The organism is Phormidesmis sp. 146-20 (assembly GCF_052939475.1).
The window spans coordinates 97591-117704 of sequence record NZ_JBJPHT010000013.1; the positions used below are offsets into that span (position 1 = coordinate 97591).

General features: G+C 50.8%; 19 protein-coding genes. 9 read left to right on the forward strand and 10 right to left on the reverse strand.

Annotated elements, in window-relative coordinates:
- Window positions 1-49 precede the first annotated feature (49 nt).
- Window positions 50-847 (reverse strand): hypothetical protein, encoded by a 798-nt coding sequence (locus ACKFKH_RS13165; RefSeq protein ID WP_446858759.1) that lies wholly within the window; start codon window positions 845-847, stop codon window positions 50-52.
- A gap of 175 nt (window positions 848-1022) precedes the next feature.
- A complete protein-coding gene (locus tag ACKFKH_RS13170) occupies window positions 1023-1499 on the reverse strand; it encodes an N-acetyltransferase family protein (RefSeq protein WP_446858760.1) in 477 nt (158 codons plus the stop codon).
- Window positions 1500-1520: 21 nt separating this feature from the next.
- Here ACKFKH_RS13170 and ACKFKH_RS13175 point away from each other — a divergent pair, with 21 nt between their 5' ends.
- From ACKFKH_RS13175 to ACKFKH_RS13195, 5 genes are all read left to right on the forward strand, one after another.
- On the forward strand, window positions 1521-2489 hold the full coding sequence (locus ACKFKH_RS13175; protein ID WP_446858761.1) for an HAD-IIB family hydrolase: 969 nt from the start codon (window positions 1521-1523) through the stop codon (window positions 2487-2489).
- A 290-nt stretch (window positions 2490-2779) separates the two neighbouring features.
- Window positions 2780-4480: a dihydroxy-acid dehydratase gene (gene ilvD / locus ACKFKH_RS13180; protein WP_446858762.1), complete on the forward strand. Its 1701-nt coding sequence runs from the start codon at window positions 2780-2782 to the stop codon at window positions 4478-4480.
- Window positions 4481-4586: 106 nt separating this feature from the next.
- Window positions 4587-5054, forward strand: a complete 468-nt coding sequence (locus ACKFKH_RS13185) for a CBS domain-containing protein (RefSeq protein ID WP_446858763.1) — start codon at window positions 4587-4589, stop codon at window positions 5052-5054.
- A 61-nt stretch (window positions 5055-5115) separates the two neighbouring features.
- Window positions 5116-5772 (forward strand): phycobilisome degradation protein NblB, encoded by a 657-nt coding sequence (gene nblB, locus ACKFKH_RS13190; protein WP_446858764.1) that lies wholly within the window; start codon window positions 5116-5118, stop codon window positions 5770-5772.
- A 681-nt stretch (window positions 5773-6453) separates the two neighbouring features.
- Window positions 6454-7203: a PEP-CTERM sorting domain-containing protein gene (locus ACKFKH_RS13195; protein ID WP_446858765.1), complete on the forward strand. Its 750-nt coding sequence runs from the start codon at window positions 6454-6456 to the stop codon at window positions 7201-7203.
- A 166-nt stretch (window positions 7204-7369) separates the two neighbouring features.
- On the opposite strand, the gene ACKFKH_RS13200 is transcribed toward ACKFKH_RS13195, so the two are convergent.
- The 5 genes from ACKFKH_RS13200 to ACKFKH_RS13220 all read right to left on the reverse strand — a co-directional run bounded on the left by ACKFKH_RS13200 (window position 7370) and on the right by ACKFKH_RS13220 (window position 10649).
- Window positions 7370-8317 (reverse strand): FTR1 family iron permease, encoded by a 948-nt coding sequence (locus tag ACKFKH_RS13200; protein WP_446858766.1) that lies wholly within the window; start codon window positions 8315-8317, stop codon window positions 7370-7372.
- 134 nt (window positions 8318-8451) lie between these two features.
- Entirely contained in the window at window positions 8452-8868 is a 417-nt protein-coding gene (locus ACKFKH_RS13205) for a PIN domain-containing protein (RefSeq protein WP_446858767.1), read from the reverse strand.
- Window positions 8868-9110, reverse strand: a complete 243-nt coding sequence (locus tag ACKFKH_RS13210) for a hypothetical protein (protein WP_446858768.1) — start codon at window positions 9108-9110, stop codon at window positions 8868-8870. The genes ACKFKH_RS13205 and ACKFKH_RS13210 overlap by 1 nt, the downstream gene beginning before the upstream one ends.
- Window positions 9111-9265: 155 nt before the next feature.
- Window positions 9266-9793, reverse strand: a complete 528-nt coding sequence (locus ACKFKH_RS13215; RefSeq protein WP_446858769.1) for a hypothetical protein — start codon at window positions 9791-9793, stop codon at window positions 9266-9268.
- A 127-nt stretch (window positions 9794-9920) separates the two neighbouring features.
- Window positions 9921-10649, reverse strand: a complete 729-nt coding sequence (locus ACKFKH_RS13220) for a hypothetical protein (RefSeq protein WP_446858770.1) — start codon at window positions 10647-10649, stop codon at window positions 9921-9923.
- Window positions 10650-10905: 256 nt separating this feature from the next.
- Here ACKFKH_RS13220 and ACKFKH_RS13225 point away from each other — a divergent pair, with 256 nt between their 5' ends.
- Window positions 10906-12027 carry an FAD-dependent oxidoreductase gene (locus ACKFKH_RS13225; RefSeq protein WP_446858771.1) on the forward strand — a complete coding sequence of 374 codons (1122 nt, stop codon included), beginning with the start codon at window positions 10906-10908 and terminating at the stop codon, window positions 12025-12027.
- Between the two features lie 133 nt (window positions 12028-12160).
- Here ACKFKH_RS13225 and ACKFKH_RS13230 read toward each other — a convergent pair whose 3' ends face one another.
- Complete coding sequence (locus tag ACKFKH_RS13230; protein WP_446858772.1) at window positions 12161-12955, reverse strand: sulfurtransferase; 795 nt, start codon at window positions 12953-12955, stop codon at window positions 12161-12163.
- 588 nt (window positions 12956-13543) lie between these two features.
- Between ACKFKH_RS13230 and ACKFKH_RS13235 the strand changes: the two genes are divergently transcribed.
- Window positions 13544-14446: a tRNA (5-methylaminomethyl-2-thiouridine)(34)-methyltransferase MnmD gene (locus ACKFKH_RS13235; protein ID WP_446858773.1), complete on the forward strand. Its 903-nt coding sequence runs from the start codon at window positions 13544-13546 to the stop codon at window positions 14444-14446.
- A gap of 446 nt (window positions 14447-14892) precedes the next feature.
- Here the strand turns inward: ACKFKH_RS13235 and ACKFKH_RS13240 are convergent, their stop codons facing one another.
- Window positions 14893-15609: a peptidoglycan-binding protein gene (locus ACKFKH_RS13240; protein ID WP_446858774.1), complete on the reverse strand. Its 717-nt coding sequence runs from the start codon at window positions 15607-15609 to the stop codon at window positions 14893-14895.
- Between the two features lie 213 nt (window positions 15610-15822).
- Between ACKFKH_RS13240 and ACKFKH_RS13245 the strand changes: the two genes are divergently transcribed.
- Both ACKFKH_RS13245 and ACKFKH_RS13250 read left to right on the forward strand, forming a co-directional pair.
- Complete coding sequence (locus ACKFKH_RS13245; protein WP_446858775.1) at window positions 15823-16656, forward strand: ADP-ribosylglycohydrolase family protein; 834 nt, start codon at window positions 15823-15825, stop codon at window positions 16654-16656.
- Between the two features lie 236 nt (window positions 16657-16892).
- Complete coding sequence (locus ACKFKH_RS13250; RefSeq protein ID WP_446858776.1) at window positions 16893-19328, forward strand: HD family phosphohydrolase; 2436 nt, start codon at window positions 16893-16895, stop codon at window positions 19326-19328.
- Window positions 19329-19354: 26 nt separating this feature from the next.
- On the opposite strand, the gene ACKFKH_RS13255 is transcribed toward ACKFKH_RS13250, so the two are convergent.
- Window positions 19355-19933, reverse strand: coding sequence for a Uma2 family endonuclease (locus ACKFKH_RS13255; RefSeq protein WP_446858777.1), 579 nt, complete (start codon window positions 19931-19933; stop codon window positions 19355-19357).
- Window positions 19934-20114 lie beyond the last annotated feature (181 nt).

Below are 20114 nucleotides of genomic sequence, written 5' to 3' on the forward strand. Positions count from 1 at the left end.
ATTATCCTGGAGATTTGACGCGATCGAGCGAGTTGTGACTCATCAAACCTTAAGCTTGTCCTGCCATCCGATTGGTTCTAAAGGTGACATTGGAGCCTTCCTGGGTTTGCTCTAAAACTAAGAGAGGCGTGGGTTTTGCTTTTTGATCCCAGCGCATGTTGGCGATGCGGCCCTGGACAGCGGGCTGCCAGGTTTCGTTTTCGTGAGAAGGACTCAGGAAAGTTTCAAAGCAGTCGATGATCTGATTAATCGTGACCGAAGTGGGCTGAGTCGGCAATTTGAGAATCTTGATTTGAATGCGAAACAGAACGCGCTTGGAGAGTTTGCCGCTGGCATCTTTTGCTTCATATTCGACATCAAAAATCTCATCGACCTGTCGCCCTGTGCTAGCAATGCCGATTTCACCTTGATTGGCCTGACCCGGACGCAGCGCGATCGTAATTTTGTCTTTGACTTTGATTTTGATTTGATTGACGATCGCAAAGTGAAACACCTCTTCAGCCATCCGCATTCTCAGATAGTCGAGGTTAAACTCTCGCGAGTGAATCAGATCGGGGTTACGCTCCATTTTGCCGATCGTTTCTACAGCGTATTTCAGCTTTTTGTGCAGTTCTCGATTCTTAAACGTCTCAAATTTGACCTGTTTTTTGAGCTTGTTGGCTTGAATTGTAGAGAAAATGCCAAGAACCACCAGCAGCAAAAACAACCCACCAGAGGCGGCCATCCAAACTTGTTGCCCAGCGTCTTGACTCGGTGTAGAGACCGCAGCGGGACTGGAAGCCGATTTTGTTTTGGTCGTTTTGGGAGCGGCTTGAGCGAGTAAGGGAAAAATAAGCTGAGATGACATAGACGATGCTGGCTAGGAACTTGAATCGTTTTCAGAATGCCCCCGAATCAAAAGTAAACCATCATGGGGGAGAGAAATCCGGGGGAGTGAGGAGTGAGGGGTGAGGAGTGAGGAGTGAGGGGTGAGGCGTAAAATTTGCGGAGTGGGCGATTTGAATTCAGCGTCCTTTGACCTCTCATCCTTTGTGCAGTTCGATCAACATTTCGATCGTACTCATTCTAAATCCACATTTTTCAAACAAATTCCGGGCAGACTTGTTCTCCAGCGCTGTATCTAAGCGAATTTGCGGAATCTCTAATTGAGTGAAATGGGCGATTGCTTGTTCTACAATCTGACGGGCGACTCCAGCATGACGAAAGTCTGGCTCGACCCAAAGATCGTGCACAAATGCGTATCTCTTCAATGTATAAATAGGAACTTCTCTCTCGACGGTGGCGATCAAAAATCCGACCAGTTGATTGGATTCTTCAGCAACTAAGCAAAGATCTTGAGGGTCGTTAATCAGATTGCTTAACCACTTTTGATACGATCGCTCAGGGTGGGGCAAAAAATCATATTTGGCAGCGTCCCAGGCTTGGTGCAGTGCACAGATTTTGGCAATCATCGGTAAAATGCCAGGAATGTCAGATTGGTTTGCAGAACGAATTTTCATAGCCCTCCTTTTTTAGCCTCCATGCCTCTACTTCCGCTTTCTCAATCGTCTCATTGTCTCCAAAAGATTCGGCTGATTGCGACCGATATGGATGGGACGCTGACCACCGCAGGCAAATTTACACCCGAACTGTTGCGATCGCTGCAACTCCTTTCAACTCGATTTGATGCCAGGAATGTCAGATTGGTTTGCAGAACGAATTTTCATAGCCCTCCTTTTTTAGCCTCCATGCCTCTACTTCCGCTTTCTCAATCGTCTCATTGTCTCCAAAAGATTCGGCTGATTGCGACCGATATGGATGGGACGCTGACCACCGCAGGCAAATTTACACCCGAACTGTTGCGATCGCTGCAACTCCTTTCAACTCGATTTGAAGTGCTGATTGTCACAGGTCGATCGGCGGGCTGGGTGAGCGGTTTGGCAAATTATCTTCCGGTTGTGGGCGCGATCGCAGAGAATGGCGGTTTGTTTTACTCCAATTTGATCGAAAATGATCTCGGAAGCTTACTCGTTCCCATTCCTGATCTCAATCAGCATCGCCAAAAATTAGCAGAAACCTTTCGACAATTGCAGACTCAATTTCCCACGCTTGAAGAATCGCACGATAACCGTTTTCGATTAACCGATTGGACGTTTGATGTGACAGGGCTGAGTTTGGAGGAGTTGGGAGCGATCGCTAATTTCTGTCAGTCTCAAGGCTGGAGTTTCACGTATAGCAATGTTCAGTGCCACATCAAACCCCTTCAGCAAAACAAAGCTGACGGATTGTTAACTGTTCTCAAAGATCGCTTTGCATCGGATGAAATTCTCACAGTCGGCGACAGTCCCAATGACGAAAGTTTGTTTGATCCGAGTGTCTTTCCCACCTCAGTCGGAGTCGCAAACGTCCTGCATTACGCCGACCAACTAACTCACCAACCCACCTATGTCACAACCGCCGCCGAAGGTGAGGGATTTTGTGAACTCGTCAAACAGCTCATCAGCAGCTAATAACATTCTTGAAACACAACCATTTTGCCTTCTAAGAAGTTCTAGAATAGCTCTCTGTGGGTTGTTCAAAAAACGAACTCCAAATCAACGTAAATTCGACAAAAGGCTCCGATTGTGAATCTGGAAGCGCTCCTTAAATTCCCTATAAAAGCAGGACTTTGAGCCAGAACTCTTGTTCTAGAGTCCTCCAGAATTGGGAGGTTGAGGGGCAAAAGATTTGAACACCGAAGCGAAAAAACTTCATCGAATTTCCGTTAAATCACTCGCCGATCGTCAATTGAGAACAGAGAATGTCAGATAATCCTAGAACAGACAATCTTAGAAGCCAAGCCATCACTCAGGGTGTCCAGCGATCGCCCAATCGCGCCATGTTACGGGCCGTTGGATTTGAGGATGCCGACTTTACCAAGCCGATCGTGGGAGTGGCCAGCGCTCACAGTACGATCACACCTTGCAATATGGGAATCGCTCCCCTCGCCATTCAAGCTGAGACTGGAATTCGATCGGCGGGTGGAATGCCTCAAATCTTTGGCACGATCACCATCAGCGACGGCATTTCGATGGGCACCGAGGGCATGAAGTATTCGCTCGTTTCACGGGATGTGATCGCCGATTCGATCGAGACGGCCTGCATGGGCCAAAGTATGGATGGCGTGTTGGCGATCGGCGGCTGCGACAAAAATATGCCCGGTGCCATGATCGCAATGGCTCGAATGAATATTCCCGCTGTCTTTGTGTATGGCGGCACCATCAAACCAGGGAATTTAGAAGGCACTGATTTAACGGTCGTCAGTTCTTTTGAGGCAGTTGGTCAATACAGTGCAGGCAGAATTGATGAAGCGATGCTCTATGCTGTCGAGCGCAACGCCTGTCCGGGAGCGGGTTCCTGTGGCGGAATGTACACTGCCAACACCATGTCTTCTGCCTTTGAAGCAATGGGCATGAGCTTGATGTATTCCTCTACGATGTCGGCGATCGACCCCGAAAAAGCAGACAATACCAAACTCGCGGGCAAAGTGCTGGTCGAAGCGATTCGCAATCAGATTTTGCCGAGAGACATCATTACACGTAAGTCGATCGAGAATGCCATTTCGGTGATCATGGCGGTGGGTGGCTCGACGAATGCTGTCTTACACTTTTTGGCGATCGCTCACTCAGCCGGCGTTGAATGGAAACTGGACGACTTTGAACGAATTCGCGCCCGCGTGCCCGTTCTCTGTGATCTCAAGCCGTCTGGACGCTATGTGGCAACCGATCTACACAAAGCAGGCGGCATTCCTCAAGTCATGAAAATGCTGCTGGCTCACGATTTGCTGCACGGTGACTGCCTGACTGTGACGGGGCAAACCGTCGCCGAAGTGCTGCGAGACGTTCCTAATGAGCCGCGTCCCGATCAAGATGTGATTCGTCCCTGGGACAAGCCAATCTATGCTCAAGGACATCTGGCAATCTTGCGCGGCAATCTGGCAACCGAAGGCGCAGTCGCAAAAATTACGGGCATTAAGAAAGCTCAGATTACTGGCCCAGCCAGAGTTTTTGAATCAGAAGAAGCCTGCCTGGAAGCAATTCTGGCAAATAAAATTGTCGCGGGAGATATCTTGGTCATTCGCTATGAAGGGCCAAAAGGTGGGCCCGGGATGCGTGAAATGTTGGCTCCCACGTCGGCAATCATTGGGGCTGGGTTGGGCGATGCGGTTGGACTGATCACAGACGGACGCTTTTCTGGCGGCACTTACGGCATGGTCGTCGGTCACGTCGCCCCAGAAGCGTTTGTCGGAGGCACGATCGCCCTCGTTCGAGAAGGAGACTTGATCACCATTGATGCGCCTGCCCGGTTGCTGCAATTGAATGTGTCAGACACAGAACTCGATCGCCGCCGCTCAACCTGGAAACCGCCCGCTCCTCGCTATACCAAAGGCGTGTTAGCCAAGTATGCCAAACTCGTTTCGTCGAGCAGTCTGGGGGCGGTCACGGATCTGGGATTAGGGTAAAACTGCGGGATCAGCGCAAACCTTTGTTACAAGCTATGAACGCGATCGAAGGTGATCCCCCAAATTCCTCAATAATGATCCTCAGAACCTTAGAGCGATCATTCCCATGCCAAAAACCATTGCGGATGTTATGACTCGCGACCCGGTGACTGCACATCCCGAAACTCCCCTTAAAGAAGTCATTCAAACTTTGGCGGAGCGGCGGATTAGCGGTCTCCCGGTGGTCGATCAAGCTGGAAAACTGGTGGGCGTTATTTCTGAAAGCGATCTGATGTGGCAAGAGAGCGGCGTGACTCCTCCGGCTTACATCATGATCCTCGACAGCGTGATTTATCTCGAAAACCCATCTCGCTACGAAAAAGATCTGCACAAAGCCCTGGGGCAAACGGCTGGCGAAGTCATGAATCACGACCCTGTTGTGACGATCGCCCCCGACAAACCCCTTTCGGAGGCCGCCAAACTGATGCACGATCGCAATGTTCACCGTCTACCTGTGGTGGATAAGGCAGGGCATGTGATCGGCATTCTCACTCGTGGCGACATCATTCGAGCGATGGCCGCAGAGCAGGCGTAAAGCGGATTCTGGCTGCGAAATTGGCGGATCATTCAAAATAAAAACTCAAAACTTGATTAGGATGAGCATTACCTCTGAGTCGGTGAAAGAACTTTTAGATTCCACAGATTTTGGCGATCGAATGCGCGGGGTCAATCAACTGCGTCAACTTGAGCCAGCGATCGCGTTTCAGATGATTCAACAACCTGTGGTGGATAGCAATGTGCGGGTGCGCTACGCGGCGGTGAGTCAGCTTTCCTCGCTGGGCAGTCAGGATCGTCAACAGGCGCTAAAACTGCTCAAAGCGGGCTTATTTGATCCAGAACCCGACGTGCAAGCGGCCGCCGCAGACTCGATCGCCGCGCTCAAACTGACAGAAGCCTACGACGATTTACAGCAGCTCTACCACAGAACAGGGGAGTGGCTGGTCAGCTTTAGTATCGTGGCTGCTTTGGGAGAATTGGGCGATACTCGCGCGTTTGATCTGCTGCAAGAGGCGCTTGAATCGGACAACGACTTGATGAAAACGGCGGCGATCGGCTCTCTAGGGGAGTTGGGCGATCTACGAGCGGTGGGGATTTTGATGCCTTATGTCTCTAACCCAGATTGGCAAATTCGCTATCGTGTGGTGCAGGCTATGAGTGCGTTTGACTCACCAGAGGCGCGATCGGCCTTAGAAACGCTGTCTCAGGATCAAGTTGAGCAAGTAGCGCAGCAAGCAAAAACGGTGTTGGCGTAAAGACTCGTCGCTGCGGATATGTAAATTCTCTTAGCTCCAGATTTTCAGCGTAGTGCTGAAGTTTGGAGCTATTTTTTAGTGCAAGTTCAATAACTCCTTTGCTACGAGCCAGAAATCTTGTTCTAAAGTCCCTCTAATTGGGCGGTTTGGGAGGCAGAAGCTTGATACCGAAGCAAAGGAACTTCATCGAGTTAACGTTAACGTGAGGCTCAGAAAGCGCTTCCGGATCTGTAGTCGAAGTCAAGAATTTTGTTGAGTCTGCGTTTTTTTAGGGATGACCTTGAGAGGAACTTGCGATCGTCCTCAACATTCATAAGAGAAAACACATAACAGAAAACATAAGAGAAAACGCTGATCTGCAATTCGTCCCGGTTAGAAAAGTTACCGAGGCGTGGTTTGATCACTACGTTTAAGTAACAATTATTACGTAGAACTCAGTGCCCCTACGGAACGATCAAATTGCGATTTATTCCCACACCTTACACAAAGTTAGAGATACAGGCATTTTTTTGAGCGTTGCATAAAGAAAGGGTGAGATCGGGTGAACTACGGAGTTTGCGTAATAGTATGGAAACATCAAAGCAAGGAAGACAATTTATACGTAGCTTTTGCGGTATGTACTGAGTACCGAATCGCTAAAAACGCTTACTTCCTCTTCTACTCACTCACTGAAGCAAAAAAATGTCTCAATTGACTCGTCTCTCGATTTTGGCTGGTGTTCTCTCGACTGGCGCGATCGCCCTCACCAGCACGTCTGCTCAAGCCGCTTCTTTTACCGCTCAGGATGCCGTTGGTCAAAACTGTGTTGGTCAACAAAGCTGCCTCGTCAACAACTTTTTCAAGCTCTCAGCTAATCCCAGTAATAACCGCCAATTGACGCAAAAAACCGTCGGCGGAATTCTAGGAATCGGGGTGGCTCAAGATGCCAAAAAGCTCTCTAGCGACTCGTCTCAAGGCGAAATTGATCTCGGTGAATCCCTCAAAGTTGACTTCAAAAAAGCAGGCGTTCTCGAATCACTGCAACTCAGCTTTTTGTATCAGCCAGGAGTCTACTTCGATCAAGTCTTTGAAGCTGCTCTCGTTACGGCGGGCGGTGTTCTCAACACGGTCGGTAAACTCACGGTAACGAGCAACAACACAGCCGTTTGGAGTCTCCCCGGTGGCTCTGTGGTGAATGTTTCGCCTTCTCTCACCAATGAAGGTGGGTCTTACAACATTCTCAACCCCTTTGGCAAAACTGAAATTGCTGGGTTTAGCCTCACCCCTGTAAAAGTCAAAGATGCTAAGGGCAACTATCCGTCTGGCTCCAAAAACTCTGACTTTGCGCTGTCTGCTGCGTCTGTTCACGTTCCCGAACCCGCTACTCTGGCAGGTCTAGGCGTTGTTGGTCTGCTGGCTGCGTCTCGTCGTCGTAAAGCCGTTCAGGGCTAGTCGTGCTGTTGGTTTCCTGATGATGTGGATTTAAGTTAAGTGCAGCTACTTTGCCTGGGGTTGAAAGTGAAAGCTTTTGATCCCAGTTTTTGTTGGATGGGGTCTTGGATATTGGGCGTTGGACTTTAGACAATATCTTTAGTCTTCAGTCTTCAGTCTTCAGTCTTCAGTCTTCAGTCTTCAGTCTTTGGTCTCCAGTCCTGAGTCCTGTCCAGCCAGTAATGCTTTGTAAGTAAATGCCGCCAACGGTTAGCAGAAAGAGGAGATAGGCGATCGCTTCCCCCAGATACAAGCGATCGACATAGCCAAACAGCGTGTGCAAGATGATGCCGGGAAATTGGCGATCGGGCAAAATTTCGTGCAAATTCCAAACGGGCGATCCGAGAAAGCAGGAAGCGTTTTGGGCCAATCCAGACGGGCAAACAGAAGCAAACTGTGGATCTTGAGCCAGCCTTCCCAACGCTTTGTCGAAATGAGCCAGGGCTGAAATGACCAACCCGCCAACGATCAGCAGCAAAAACACCCCCATGATCTGAAAGAACAGACGCAGGTTGATTCTCACGCCCCATTTGAAGAGTAGAACGCCGATCGCCACCGCTGTCGCCAATCCCGCGATCGCGCCTCCGACGGGAATCCACCCCTGCTGAAATTTGGCAGCAATAAAGACAACGGTTTCAAACCCTTCTCGCAAAACGGCAAAAAAGATCAGACCCAAAACGCCCCAACCTGCGCCAACATCTTCTTTGAGCGCCTGTCCAATCTGAGTTTCTACACCGGATTTGAGAGATTTTGCCTGTTGCGTCATCCAGATGAGCATCCAACTGAGGAGTGCGATCGCCACTACACCCAACACCCCTTCAATCAACGGTTTGAGAACGGGGGCATAAGGGCGATCGGACACTTGCAGCGCTTGAATCGTCCAGTTAAATAGAATGCCAACCAGGACACTGGCCCCGATTCCTCCAGCGACACCGCCATACACCCAGGCATTGAGTCGAGACTGACCCGCTTTATTCAAATAAGCCAGGACAATTCCTACGACAAGGGCCGCCTCGACTCCTTCACGCAGCGTAATCACAAAGGTCGGAATCGCCGCACTAAAATCGACAGACATAACTGATCTGCGCCAAGAAGGTAACTCTTCTAAGCTAACAGCGAACGATCATTCTGAGCGGCAATAGACCAGTGTGCGTCGCAACCGAGATCTCTTGCCCATCCGCTCCAGCAGATAATTCCTTGCGGTTTGCATCAACCAATTTTCTGAGGCTGTCGCCAATTCTCAGTTTGTAGACCAGGAACTCGATCGAATTCTCGCTGGTTTGCTGTGACCATGAGAAGGGTCTGTTGAAGTGCAGTAGCCGCAATTAAGACATCGTAGGCACCGATCGGCTGTCCTTGAGATTTAAGAGCAGCCCGGATCTGAGCCGCTTGTTCAGCTTCTACGATGCTGAAAGGGAGAATTGTCACAGAAGCCAGAAAACTGGCGATCGTCGCTTCGATTTCTTGGGCGCGTTGTGGATTGAGTGCCAAGCCGTAGCGTAACTCCATGACCGTGATTGCAGAAACGGCAATATCAACGGGTGGGGTTTGCTTGAGCCTGGCTTTAGTACCAGTTTCGCCCTTGATGAAGTCGCTGATAACGCAAGTATCGAGCAGATAGCGCATCAGAATAGCTCCAGTTCAGGGGGTGAAAGGAGTTCGTCACGGTAGGACTCAAGTGCAGGGAAGTCAGGAATTCCTTCGTAGGACAAGATAGCCTCTGACCATTGAGAAGTGGAAACAGGGGGCGTTTCAATCATCCGACGCAAGGCTTGCAGAATTAAGGTCTGAAGTGGAATGTCAGATTGCGCCGCTTGACGGATCAGGTCTTGTTCCAGATCTGGCGGCAGGTCGATCGTGATCTGCATAAGTTATTTCCCTTAATCTATGCTTTGCTGAATCGTTCCTTTACGACTTCGTAAATCTGACGTAATACCTCAATGGGAACCCCAGCAGGAGTGTTCAAAAGTTCTTTATCAAGACTATCCAGGAATAGATAGAGATGATAGCGTCCCTTAACCAATTAACGTCGCTCAAACCATTGGCGCAAACGAATTTTGTAGGACACATAGAGCGGCAGTTGATAATGCTCAACCATTAGCCACGCGACAAACAAAAAGTGCGTGACAAAAGTCAGCCCCACCCAAAAAGCCGGAAACCAGGAGCGATCGCTCCCCTCCAACGGGGTAAAAATGTAAGCCGGAATTCCCACCAGCACCGGGGGCAAAATCACTAGCGCCACACCTACCAGCCAGATCACCACGGTCAGATCGACATCGGGCTGATTTGCAGCTTGCCAGTTGCGACCATTCCAGCGCCAACTCATCGGCTGAGAGCTATCTTCGACGTGAATGGACTGCTCTCGCAAATTGGCCGTAAAGATGTGGCGACAAAAATTGCAGGCAAAGGCATCCATCAGCGTCAACGCCTCAATCTGCCCATGACGACACACCGGACAGATATAAGACTCCTGGTAGTTGAGCGATCGCCGTTCTGGGTTTGCTCTAGACATTTGCTTGGAGTGAGTCGATCGCGGGGAAGGCTCCATCATGCCAGGAAGCTCCGTTTTGAGAGATGAGGGAGGGCGTTGCCCCGCTTTCGCGAGGAGGGATGAAAGGGATTTATCTCAGAGGATGTCTTTTGGAGATCGATAGGGAGTTTTTTGCAGCTATTGATTCCTATGAAGCGCTGGCGACACGGGTGCTGCCGATCGATTTGGTCACCTCAACACCGTTTTGTTGAAGCACGATCGTTGGCTCTCCGTTCTTACTCATGATAATGCGTTTCAATAAGACGCTGCCATTGGCTAGATATTCACCGGGCTGAACGTAGCGTGCGGTCGATTCGGTTGGAGATTGAACGATCGCCGTCACTTTGCCCCCAACTTGAATCACACCCGTAATCTCGATCGCATCCGCCAAACTGGTGCGCGAGACAGGCGGAAGGACAGGCACATTAGAGAGCGGCGGGGCCGAGTTGACCGCAACAGGCGGAAGGGCAGGCAAAGAACTGGGCGGAAGAGGCGTTAGGGCAATCTGGGGCGCTTGAGTAGCGGGCTTGACAGTGGGCCGTTGGACTTGAGAAGAAACCGATCGCCTTGCCGCAGGTTGATTTTTGACCGCTCCCATCTTGATTTCGGGGGGGAGTACAGCGGCAAAGGGATCACGCCGATTAGCAGTTGAGAGTCGAGAAAGTCGAGTCTGGGCGCTGGTTGATTGAATCATTCCCTTGACGGCGATCGTCGGCATCGGTGCATTCGCACTGACGGTCGGCTTGGGAAAATTTTGGGGAGCCTGAGTCACAGGGACGGCATCGGGTGATTTTTGGATCTGCGCTCGATCTTGCTTGCCACAGCTTCCTAGGGCGATCGCAACTCCCAAGCCAGCCAGCCACAGCATCTTATTCATCAGAAACTCCCCAACATAGATTTCACAATCCTATCAGGATACTGCCAATCCCGCAGAGTGAACGCTTTTATCGTTTGACAAATCGCTGCCAGTATGCGACCCAATCTCTGAGCTTAAACAAAGCAGTTCACCGTCTGATGCTTCTCGCTCACCGTCTGATGCTTCTCGCTCACCGTCTGATGCTTCTCGCTCACCGTCTGATGCTTCTTGTCCCCTGTCTAATGTCTCCTCCCCTTCCCCACCGTAAAATCAGGACATGACACAGAAACCAATGCTCAAAAATCTTGTGCTGGTCGGTGGAGGACATAGCCACGCGATCGCCCTCCGACTGTTTGGTTTGAATCCGTTGCCTGGGGTGCGTTTGACCTTGATCAGCGAAGCCTCTGACACACCTTATTCAGGAATGCTACCGGGACAAATTGCAGGATTTTATACGCATGAGGACTGTCACATTGATTTGCGATCGCTCACTCAGTTTGCTCAAGCAGAATTTTTAATCGATCAAGCCGTTGGATTGGATTTAGAAAATCAGCAAGTGTTGTGTAAAAACCAGGCTCCCGTCGCTTTTGATTGGGTGTCGATCGATGTTGGCAGTACGCCCAAGTTGCCCGCGATCATTGAATCAGCGCAGTGCATTCCCGCTAAACCTGTGCAGAAATTGTTGGACTGGTGGGAGCAATTTTGTCAGTCGTCTGTCTCAGCTCGAACGATCGGCATCGTGGGCGGCGGAACGGGTGGAGTCGAGTTAGCGCTGAATATGCAGCATCGGTTGTTGGAACTGCGATCGCAGGTGACGGTGCATCTCTTTCATCGCGCTTCAGAATTAATGCCCAAACATAGTCCCTGGGTGCGACGTTTTTTTGAGAAACTGCTAAGTCAGCGAGGCATTCAGCTTCATCTGTCAGAAACGGTGCGAGAAGTGCGTCAGGGGACGGTGATGTGTGAATCGGGGTTGGCGATCGTCTGTGATGCAACGGTTTGGGTGACAGAAGCTTCGGCTCCAGACTGGTTGGGCAAAGCTGGACTGGCTGTGGATCAAAACGGATTTATTTTGGTCAACGATGCGCTACAGTCCATCTCTCATCCCCAGGTGTTTGCGGCGGGTGACGTTGCAGCGATGGTCAATTCTCCTCGTCCCAAAGCGGGTGTATTTGCCGTCCGTCAAGGAAAGCCACTGTTTAACAATCTGTGCCGTGTGATTCGACAACAGCCGTTAGCGTCTTATCATCCTCAAAAGCAGTATCTCAGCTTAATCGGAACGGGCGATCGTTCTGCGGTGGCTTCTTATGGAACGTTTGGCTGGCGATCGTCGCTTCTCTGGTTGCTCAAAGATCGCATCGATCGGGCTTTTATGAATCAGTTTCATCGATTGGAGTGATGCGGTTTCGATTAACGTGAATTCGACAGAGTTTTTTCGCTTCGTGATTCAGCACTTTTGCCCCCCAACCCCCCAATCTGGGGGACTTTTAGAGAAAATTCCTGGTTTGGAGCCGTCAGAAAACTCAAAGCTTTCAGCCTTTGTTTTGATACGAACACCAATCACTCCAACTGCCTGCATAGAGTTTTGCGTCGATGCCTGCCAGTTCTAAAGACAGCAAATTGACACACGCCGTCACGCCTGATCCGCAGTAAACCAAAATTTCTGAAGCCGATCGTACGTCTGCCCAGCGATCGGGTTGCTCAATCAAAAATCCGTCTGCGTTGGTCACATCTTGCCACGGATAGTTGACAGCTCCGGGGATGTGGCCTGCGATCGGGTCGATGGGTTCTCGTTCTCCTCGATAGCGCTCTGCCTCACGCGAATCAACCAGTGCCACCGAGTCTTTTTTGGCTTGGACAGCGGCAATGTCTACAACCCAGTCGCTCTGAGGCTGAGGAATAAAGCTTCCAGAGCGGCGATCAGGCTGCCTTGTCGTCGTTAAATTTCCGGCTGCCTGCCATGCTTTGAATCCGCCGTTGAGAACCGAAACGCGATCGTGTCCCAGATAGCGCAACAGCCACCAAAGTCGAGCCGAAAAAGCAAACCGAGAATCGTCATAAGCCACCACCTGAGTCAAATTGGTGACTCCCATCTCTGACAATTTCGCCGCCAACGCTACCACATCTGGCAAAGGGTGCCGTCCGCCATGCCGACCTACCGGACTCGACAAGTCTCGATTCAAATCCAAATAATACGCCCCTGGAATGTGCCCCTGCTCATATTGCTGCCGTCCCAAATCTGGCTCCATGAGCGAAAATCGACAATCAACGATCGTCACTTCTTCAAGATGTTCGCGCAACCAATCGACTGAGACGACAGGAATCATAGGTTAGGGATGGTGTGAATTCCTGGTAAGCACCTTAACAGTCTAAAGTCCTCCAGGTCTGAGGGGTTGGAAGATAGAAGATTTGACCAATACCAAATTGATCTTTGAGTGCTACAGATCTTGGAGGGCAACCTAAATCTCCCACGAGTGGCGGACTTCAAGCCAAAAAGTATCGGATTCTCAAAGTCCCCCAGAATGAGATTTAGGGGCGAAGGGTCTGTAGCATTAACCAATTGATTTGACCAACGCAGCGAAAAAGCCAGATTGAATTCGCGTTAATTTGAAACTAAGGAACGCGAGTTTATTAACCTGAAATTCTCTAAATATGCTTGGTTAGTTGATTTTGGCTTCGTTTCAATGGGTTATAGCCCCCCAAATCCCCCAAATTTGGGGGACTTTGAAGCTCGAACCCGTTTTGAATTCCAGAATTTTTTTGATCTCAAAGTCCCCCAGAATGGGGGATTTAGGGGGCGAAGTCGCTTGGCAATAAATGATCTTATTTAATTCGCGATTCTTAAGAACTCAATCTTACCGCATCTCCTTTTACTTCCCGTTCCTCCCTCCTCCCTCCTCCCTCCTCCCTCCCCCATGCCCTTCACTCCTCAACCGACTGGTGATGGTTCGTTTACGTTTTTCTCAACTGAATATGGAGAGGCGTTTCATAGCAAGTTTGGGGCGCGGCAAGAAGCAGAATTGAAGTTTGTCGAGCCGACTTTGTTGAGGCAGAAAGCCAGTCGCTTTGAGTTATCCACAAGGGGTTGCACCTCGCTCAACCTGTTGGATATTTGCTATGGATTGGGCTACAACACAGCGGCCGCGCTAGAAGCAATTTGGCAAGTAAATCCTGACTGTCGGGTGCGAGTGGTGGCGTTGGAGATCGATGCAACGGTGCCTCAAGAGGCGTGCTGCTTTGCAGAGACCGCAAGGGTCGCTCATCAGCTTCTCACTCCCTGGCATCCAGAAATTCAAACTTCGCTCACAACGCTGGCAAAATCTGGCATAGTCAAAACCGATCGCCTCGATGCTCAACTAATACTGGGGGATGCTCGTCAAACGCTACCTTTGGAGTCAGAGCCGTTTGATGCCATTTTTCTTGACCCCTTTTCGCCGCCTCATTGCCCTCAACTCTGGTCGATCGAGTTTCTCAGTCAGGTAGCTCGGCTGCTCAAATCGGAGGGTCGGTTGGCAACTTATTCTTGTGCGGCGGCGGTGCGAACTGCGTTGATGGCGGCGGGTTTGCGGGTTGGGGCGACTGATCCTGTGGGACGACGATCGCCCGGTACGATCGCCAGTTGGGAGGCTGCTGACCTGCCACAACTCTCGCCCCAGGAGTTAGAACATTTACAGACTCGTGCCGCAGTTCCTTATCGAGATTTTACGCTCAAAGATTCGCCCGCAGTGATTTTGAAACGTCGTGAAATCGAGCAAGCCTCGTCTGGTTTAGAACCCACTTCTCATTGGAAAAAGCGCTGGCAAGGTCGAGAAAGTTAACTATTTTTGTTAGCATTATCCACAGATCAAGGGGCCTAATTTAGATAAACTAGACCCCTTAAAGCAGTTAGGAATGATTGGTTGTAGCTGGTTCAATCAGTCATAAATAGTGTGAACTTTTCATTCGCCAGCATTGCTTTTTTGACACCGCTCTCAGCCAATTCAGGCTGTAGTTTTAGCCGGGTTATATTTGTCTCAAACGAAGTGGATCGAGACAACCCAAAGCTAATGTTTTAGAGGTCAGTGCTACTCAAACCACGCTGTACGACTAGATTCGAGCGGGAGGCACAGGCTCAAATCTAACAGTTGGGAGAAGTGGTTTAACTTCTTTGTGCCTGGTTTTAAACTAGCATTCTCTGCTGGTCGATCGCGCCTTCATTTACCAAAATTCACATCAGTTGATCACGAGAAACATCAGCCCTAAAAACGCCATTTCACTCCAGCTTTTATCGCATCAAGGCACTCCAGGTTGCCCCTCCGACAACGCCATCTGCTTCTAACCCAAACCTGGACTGAGCCGCTTTGACGGCTGACTGAGTTTCTGCACCAAAGACTCCATCGGCCGCTCCGCTCAATAGCCCGATCGCTTTGAGTCGCTCCTGTAATCTGGTGACCGCTGCTCCCTGGCTGCCGATTCTCAAAATCGGGAAGTCGATCGTCGTCGGGGGATCTTCTTGTCGAGCGGGTTGGGGAGAAGTGGGGGCAGGAGAGGGCTTAGGAGCAGACGCAGACACAGGACGAGCAGGAAAGGGCGTGGAGGCGGGCAGATCGCTCACATTTGGCGGAAATAGCCGATCCCAGGTAGCGGTGCCCACAATGCCATCTTTGGTCAGTCCGGCAGCCTGCTGAAATCTCGAAACAGCCGTTACGGTCGTGTCTCCATAGAAGCCGTCCACTGATCCATCGTAGTAGCCTAATAATTTAAGCGCGGCTTGCAGTTCGGTCACTTCTGCGCCTCGACTGCCCGATCGCAGCAAAGGACGCAAGATGCTAAAGGAGGCGGGTTGTCTACTGTCTTGACTTTGGCTTAGAGCAACTGGCGCAAAACAAACCACCCAAAGTAAGCTGAGTGTACCGTAGTGACAGAGCGATCGCTGGCAGGTGACTCGAAGCGTGCGCTGGAAACGTCTTAGGGTTGTGGCTCTGGTGCGGCTTCCGTTCATCGGACTTGACCTCAGTAAGTTGATCATCCGTCGTGGTAGATAAACTGAACCTGTAGCATGGTTGAGACCCCAAATGTGGAGGTTGGTTAGCGAAAGGTTGCACTTATCCTACTATATACAACGATCGCACCACCTCAAATTGATCCTACTGAGTGTATCCTAACCTGGCAAGCGCGATCGATCTTCACGTCACATTTATTACCCTCAAAAGGGATGGGCGAACCGATGCAGTATGGGCTGTTAACTCGATTTCAGGCGACCCTGGTGGGAGCCATTTTGGGAGAAGCGTGGGCAATGGGGACGATCGTGGGTCAACTGACCACTCAGCCTCTTCCGATGCAAAGTCTGACGCATCATTATCTAGAACAGTTGCTTCGTCACAAGTTTAATCTGGAGGCGTTTGATCAGCCTTTATCAGGGACAGATGTGACCGCAAAGATGGCGATCGCCCTGCTGCCTGTGGGATTATTCTTTCATGAAGACCCCTTAAAGCTTTGGCAAAACCTGGAGCGAGCGATCGCCAGCGTTGAGAATCCCAAAATCGACCCGCGCGGCGTGTTTGCGGTGGAATGTGCGATCGCCGAAATCTTGCAGGAAAGACTCGACCCCTTGACGCTGATTCCTCAACTTTTGGTGACCCTGGAAACCCTTGACAAGCCCAAATCGCCGCTAGTTGAGCAACTTCAGCAGGTGCAAACCTTACTGACGCAGCCCGCAGGACTTGATGCGGCCCTCAAACTGGGACGATCGGAGGGGGCGATCGCGCTGGCGCTCTACTGTTTTCTCAGTACTCCAGAAGATTTTCGGCTCTCCCTATTACGCGCTGCCCGGAGTCATCAACCCGCCGTTTGTGCCCTGACAGCGGCCCTCTCCGGAGCGTATAACGGATTAAGTGGAATGATGATCGAGTGGCGGATGGCGATCGACACGACTGAAACCTTGAGCCAGGCAGGGCGTTTACTGTCACACTGGTCTGGAGTTTACAACCCAATGGATTCGCTGACCTCTGCGGTGGCTGCTCCCCAGGTGATTCGTAAATTTGGATAGCTCGATCAATCTTCCAGCTTTTATAAAGGAAGTTGCTGCGATCGAGTTTGCTCAAACGCTCGTCATTTTGAGGTGAGTGCAGTACATCTTAATTAAGATCAGCATCAATATCGGCGGTCTGGTCTCAATCCCCCGGTCTGGTTGGCACTAATCTTTTAGAAATTTCAATCCTTTCGGCTCTCTTCACTCGATTCCACGCACCCTCCACGCACTCTTCACGCTATGAGTCAGCACCTATGCCCTCTCTTCAGTCCTTGACGCGACAGATTCAACAGGTGTGCAGCCAGTATCACAAGCAACTCCGCCAAACGGTGTCTAAATCCGGGATGCAGACGCTGTTACCGATGATCACCTCTTCGACCTCTGCGTCGGCTAATTTTGCTAGTCGAGGGGCTTCGCTGCGGGGCTTTCGAGAAGGGGTACATCCAACGATCGTGCTTGTGGTAACGGTCGTTTCTCTGACCAGCACCTTGGGACATCGCTACTACAATCAGCCACTTTTGGATGTGGGCAAGGTGTCGCCTCAGATGGTGTTAGCGCCGAGGGATGCCACGATCGAAGACAAGAAAGCGACCGAAGAAAAACGCAAAGCGGCCCGAACCGTCGCAATTACGGTTTTGATGATCGATCAGCGCATCAATGATCAGATTCGTCAAGACTTGCAGAATGCGATCGCCAGAGGCACCAGTTTTCGACAGCTTGCGGGGGCGTTTCCGTTTGTCGAAACGAAAGTTCTCTCAACTCAGGCCCAGCGTTATCTTCGTAAAGCCTCTGAAACTGACTGGCAGCGCATCCTACAAGCGGCTCAAGACCAGGCTGCCAAAAAACAAAACACCGCCCCGCGGCCCAGCCAACTGTCTGATCCCCTTCAGCGGCAGATTGCTAATGAGCTACAAAACTACCTGCAAGCCAACTCACCCAAAGCGTTTTTAGCGCTCACCGAGCAAATCAATGAAGTGCGACGACAGTACACGGGGGCTGTTTTGACGCTGCAAGATCCGGACTCTCAATCGAGTAGCTTTTATGATGCCTCGATTTTGGAACTGTCAGAGACCGATTGGCAAAGCTTTCAGACGCAGGTTTTGCAGGTCAACGATCGCATTCTCGCTCAGGGGATTCCGCCAGGGCTGCCCAAAACGCTATTAGAAGGTGCGGTCAATCTCAATCTTCAATCCGCCTTACCCGCCTCCAAAGGACTGGCGACCAAACTGCTGATGAGTTATCTACAGCCCAATCTGGTGCGAGACGAAGAACAAAGCCGTCTCAAGGCCGAGCAGGCGGCCCAGGAGGTGCAGCCCGAAATGGTGACGGTTCGGCGGGGAGAAATCATCGTTACGGGGGGTCAGGTGATCACGCAGCGAGATTTTATGCTGTTGGATCATTTTAATTTGAGTCGTCGGCAAACCAATTGGCCGGGATTTCTCAGCTTTGGCGCTCTGGTAAGCGTCTCGGTGGCGCTATTTTGGTGGGTTGAGCGGCGGTTTCATCCCAAGGGGTTGCGGAGTCGCGACTATGTGCTGGTGTGGCTGTTGGCGTTGACTGCTCCGGTGCTGGTGATGTTGGGAGTTCCGGCGACTAATTTGCCTGCGATCGGTCTTCTGATTGGCAGTTTCTACGGCCCGCTTTTGGCAGTGACTTCAGTTGGGTTGCTCAGCACGCTGTTGCCGATCGGAATGGCAATGGGCGTAAGTCACTGGTTGCCGAGTGTGGCAGGAGGGCTGCTGGCGGCCTTTTGGGGTGGAAAGCTGCGATCGCGGGAGGAACTAGCGCTCTTGGGCGTGGCGATCGGCATTACTCAAGGGGCGCTCTATCTGTTACTCAGTATGGCTTCTGGAATGGTCTGGTATGACTTGCTGGGGGCGACGGCGATTTACGGACTGTTGGGATTGGCTTGGAGTATTGTGGCGATCGGCATCAGTCCCTATTTAGAACACTTATTTGATCTGGTGACGACGATTCGCTTAGTCGAACTCGCCAATCCCAACCGTCCGTTGTTAAAACGTCTAGCCGCAGAAACTCCGGGCACCTTTCAGCACACTTTATTTGTGGCAACCCTGGCCGAAGCGGCGGCCCGAGAACTCGGCTGCAATGTCGAACTGGTGCGAACGGGAACGCTCTATCACGACATCGGCAAAATGCACGACCCGCAGGGCTTCATCGAAAATCAGATGGGTGCGCCCAACAAGCACGATTTGATCAATGACCCCTGGAAGAGTGCGGCGATCATCAAAAAGCACGTCACTGAGGGGATCGTCATGGCCCGCAAGGCGCGGTTGCCGAGGGCGGTTCAGTCATTCATCCCCGAACATCAAGGCAGAATGATGATTGCTTATTTCTATTACCAAGCCAAGCAAAAGGCAGAACAAGATCCCACGAAAACTGTGAATGACGAGGATTTTCGCTACGACGGCCCTGATCCACAGTCTCGCGAAACAGGAATTGTCATGCTGGCGGATTCGTGTGAGGCGGCGCTGCGATCGCTCAAAGATGCCACCCGCGATGAGGCGATGCATATGATCAACAAGATTTTGCGGGCCCGTTGGCAAGAAGGTCAGCTTTCTGCGTCGGGTCTAACTCGTGCAGAAATGGGGACGATCGCCAGAGTCTTCGTCAATGTCTGGCAACAGTCGAACCATCAACGCATCGCTTATCCAAAATTAGGCACCCAGTGATCATGGACTTTGGACTCTAGACCAATTCAGCGAAATATGCGGCTGAGATCCAGCACAAATCCGGGTAAGACTGTCTCGCCCAAAAGCGTCGCTGGAGTTTGTAGCGTTTCAACAGGCTGACCGAGACGATAGATGATTACTTGTTTCGTTTGCGGATCAATGAGCCAACCGAGCCGCACGCCATTGTCCATATATTCCTGCATTTTTTCCTGAAGTTCGCTCAAGGTATCAGTTTCTGATCTCAATTCGATGACAAAATCAGGGGCAATGGGGGGAAACTTCTTTTGCTGTTCGATGCTTAAAGCACTCCAGCGATCGTTCGTAATCCATGCAACATCAGGAGAACGATTAGCTCCATTCGGCAACTTAAAGATCGTTGAAGAATCAAACACGACTCCTAGATCAGCTTGACGATTCCAAAGTCCAACATCCGTCGTTAAATCAGCGTTGCGTTTGCCAGACTCTCCTCCAGTTGGCGGCATGACAATTAGCGCTCCTGTTGCTGTGGTTTCAATTCGGAGGTCTGGATTCTGTAGACAGAACTTGTAGAATTCGTCGTCGGTGAGTTCGATCGTCGGTCTGAGATTGATCACTAAGGCAGTCATGATTTGCCTCGCTGGATGAGTATCCGTAGCTTAACAGAACTGCTTTTCTCACAGAGCTTTCTCCTACGAGTTAAAATTTTCTCAGTGCCATAATTTCACTGAATCTCATGACCAGCCTGAACCTGGGCTTTTTGACCTGAAAATCACGTTCAGCAGTCTTGAGACATTGGTGAAGTGGCTG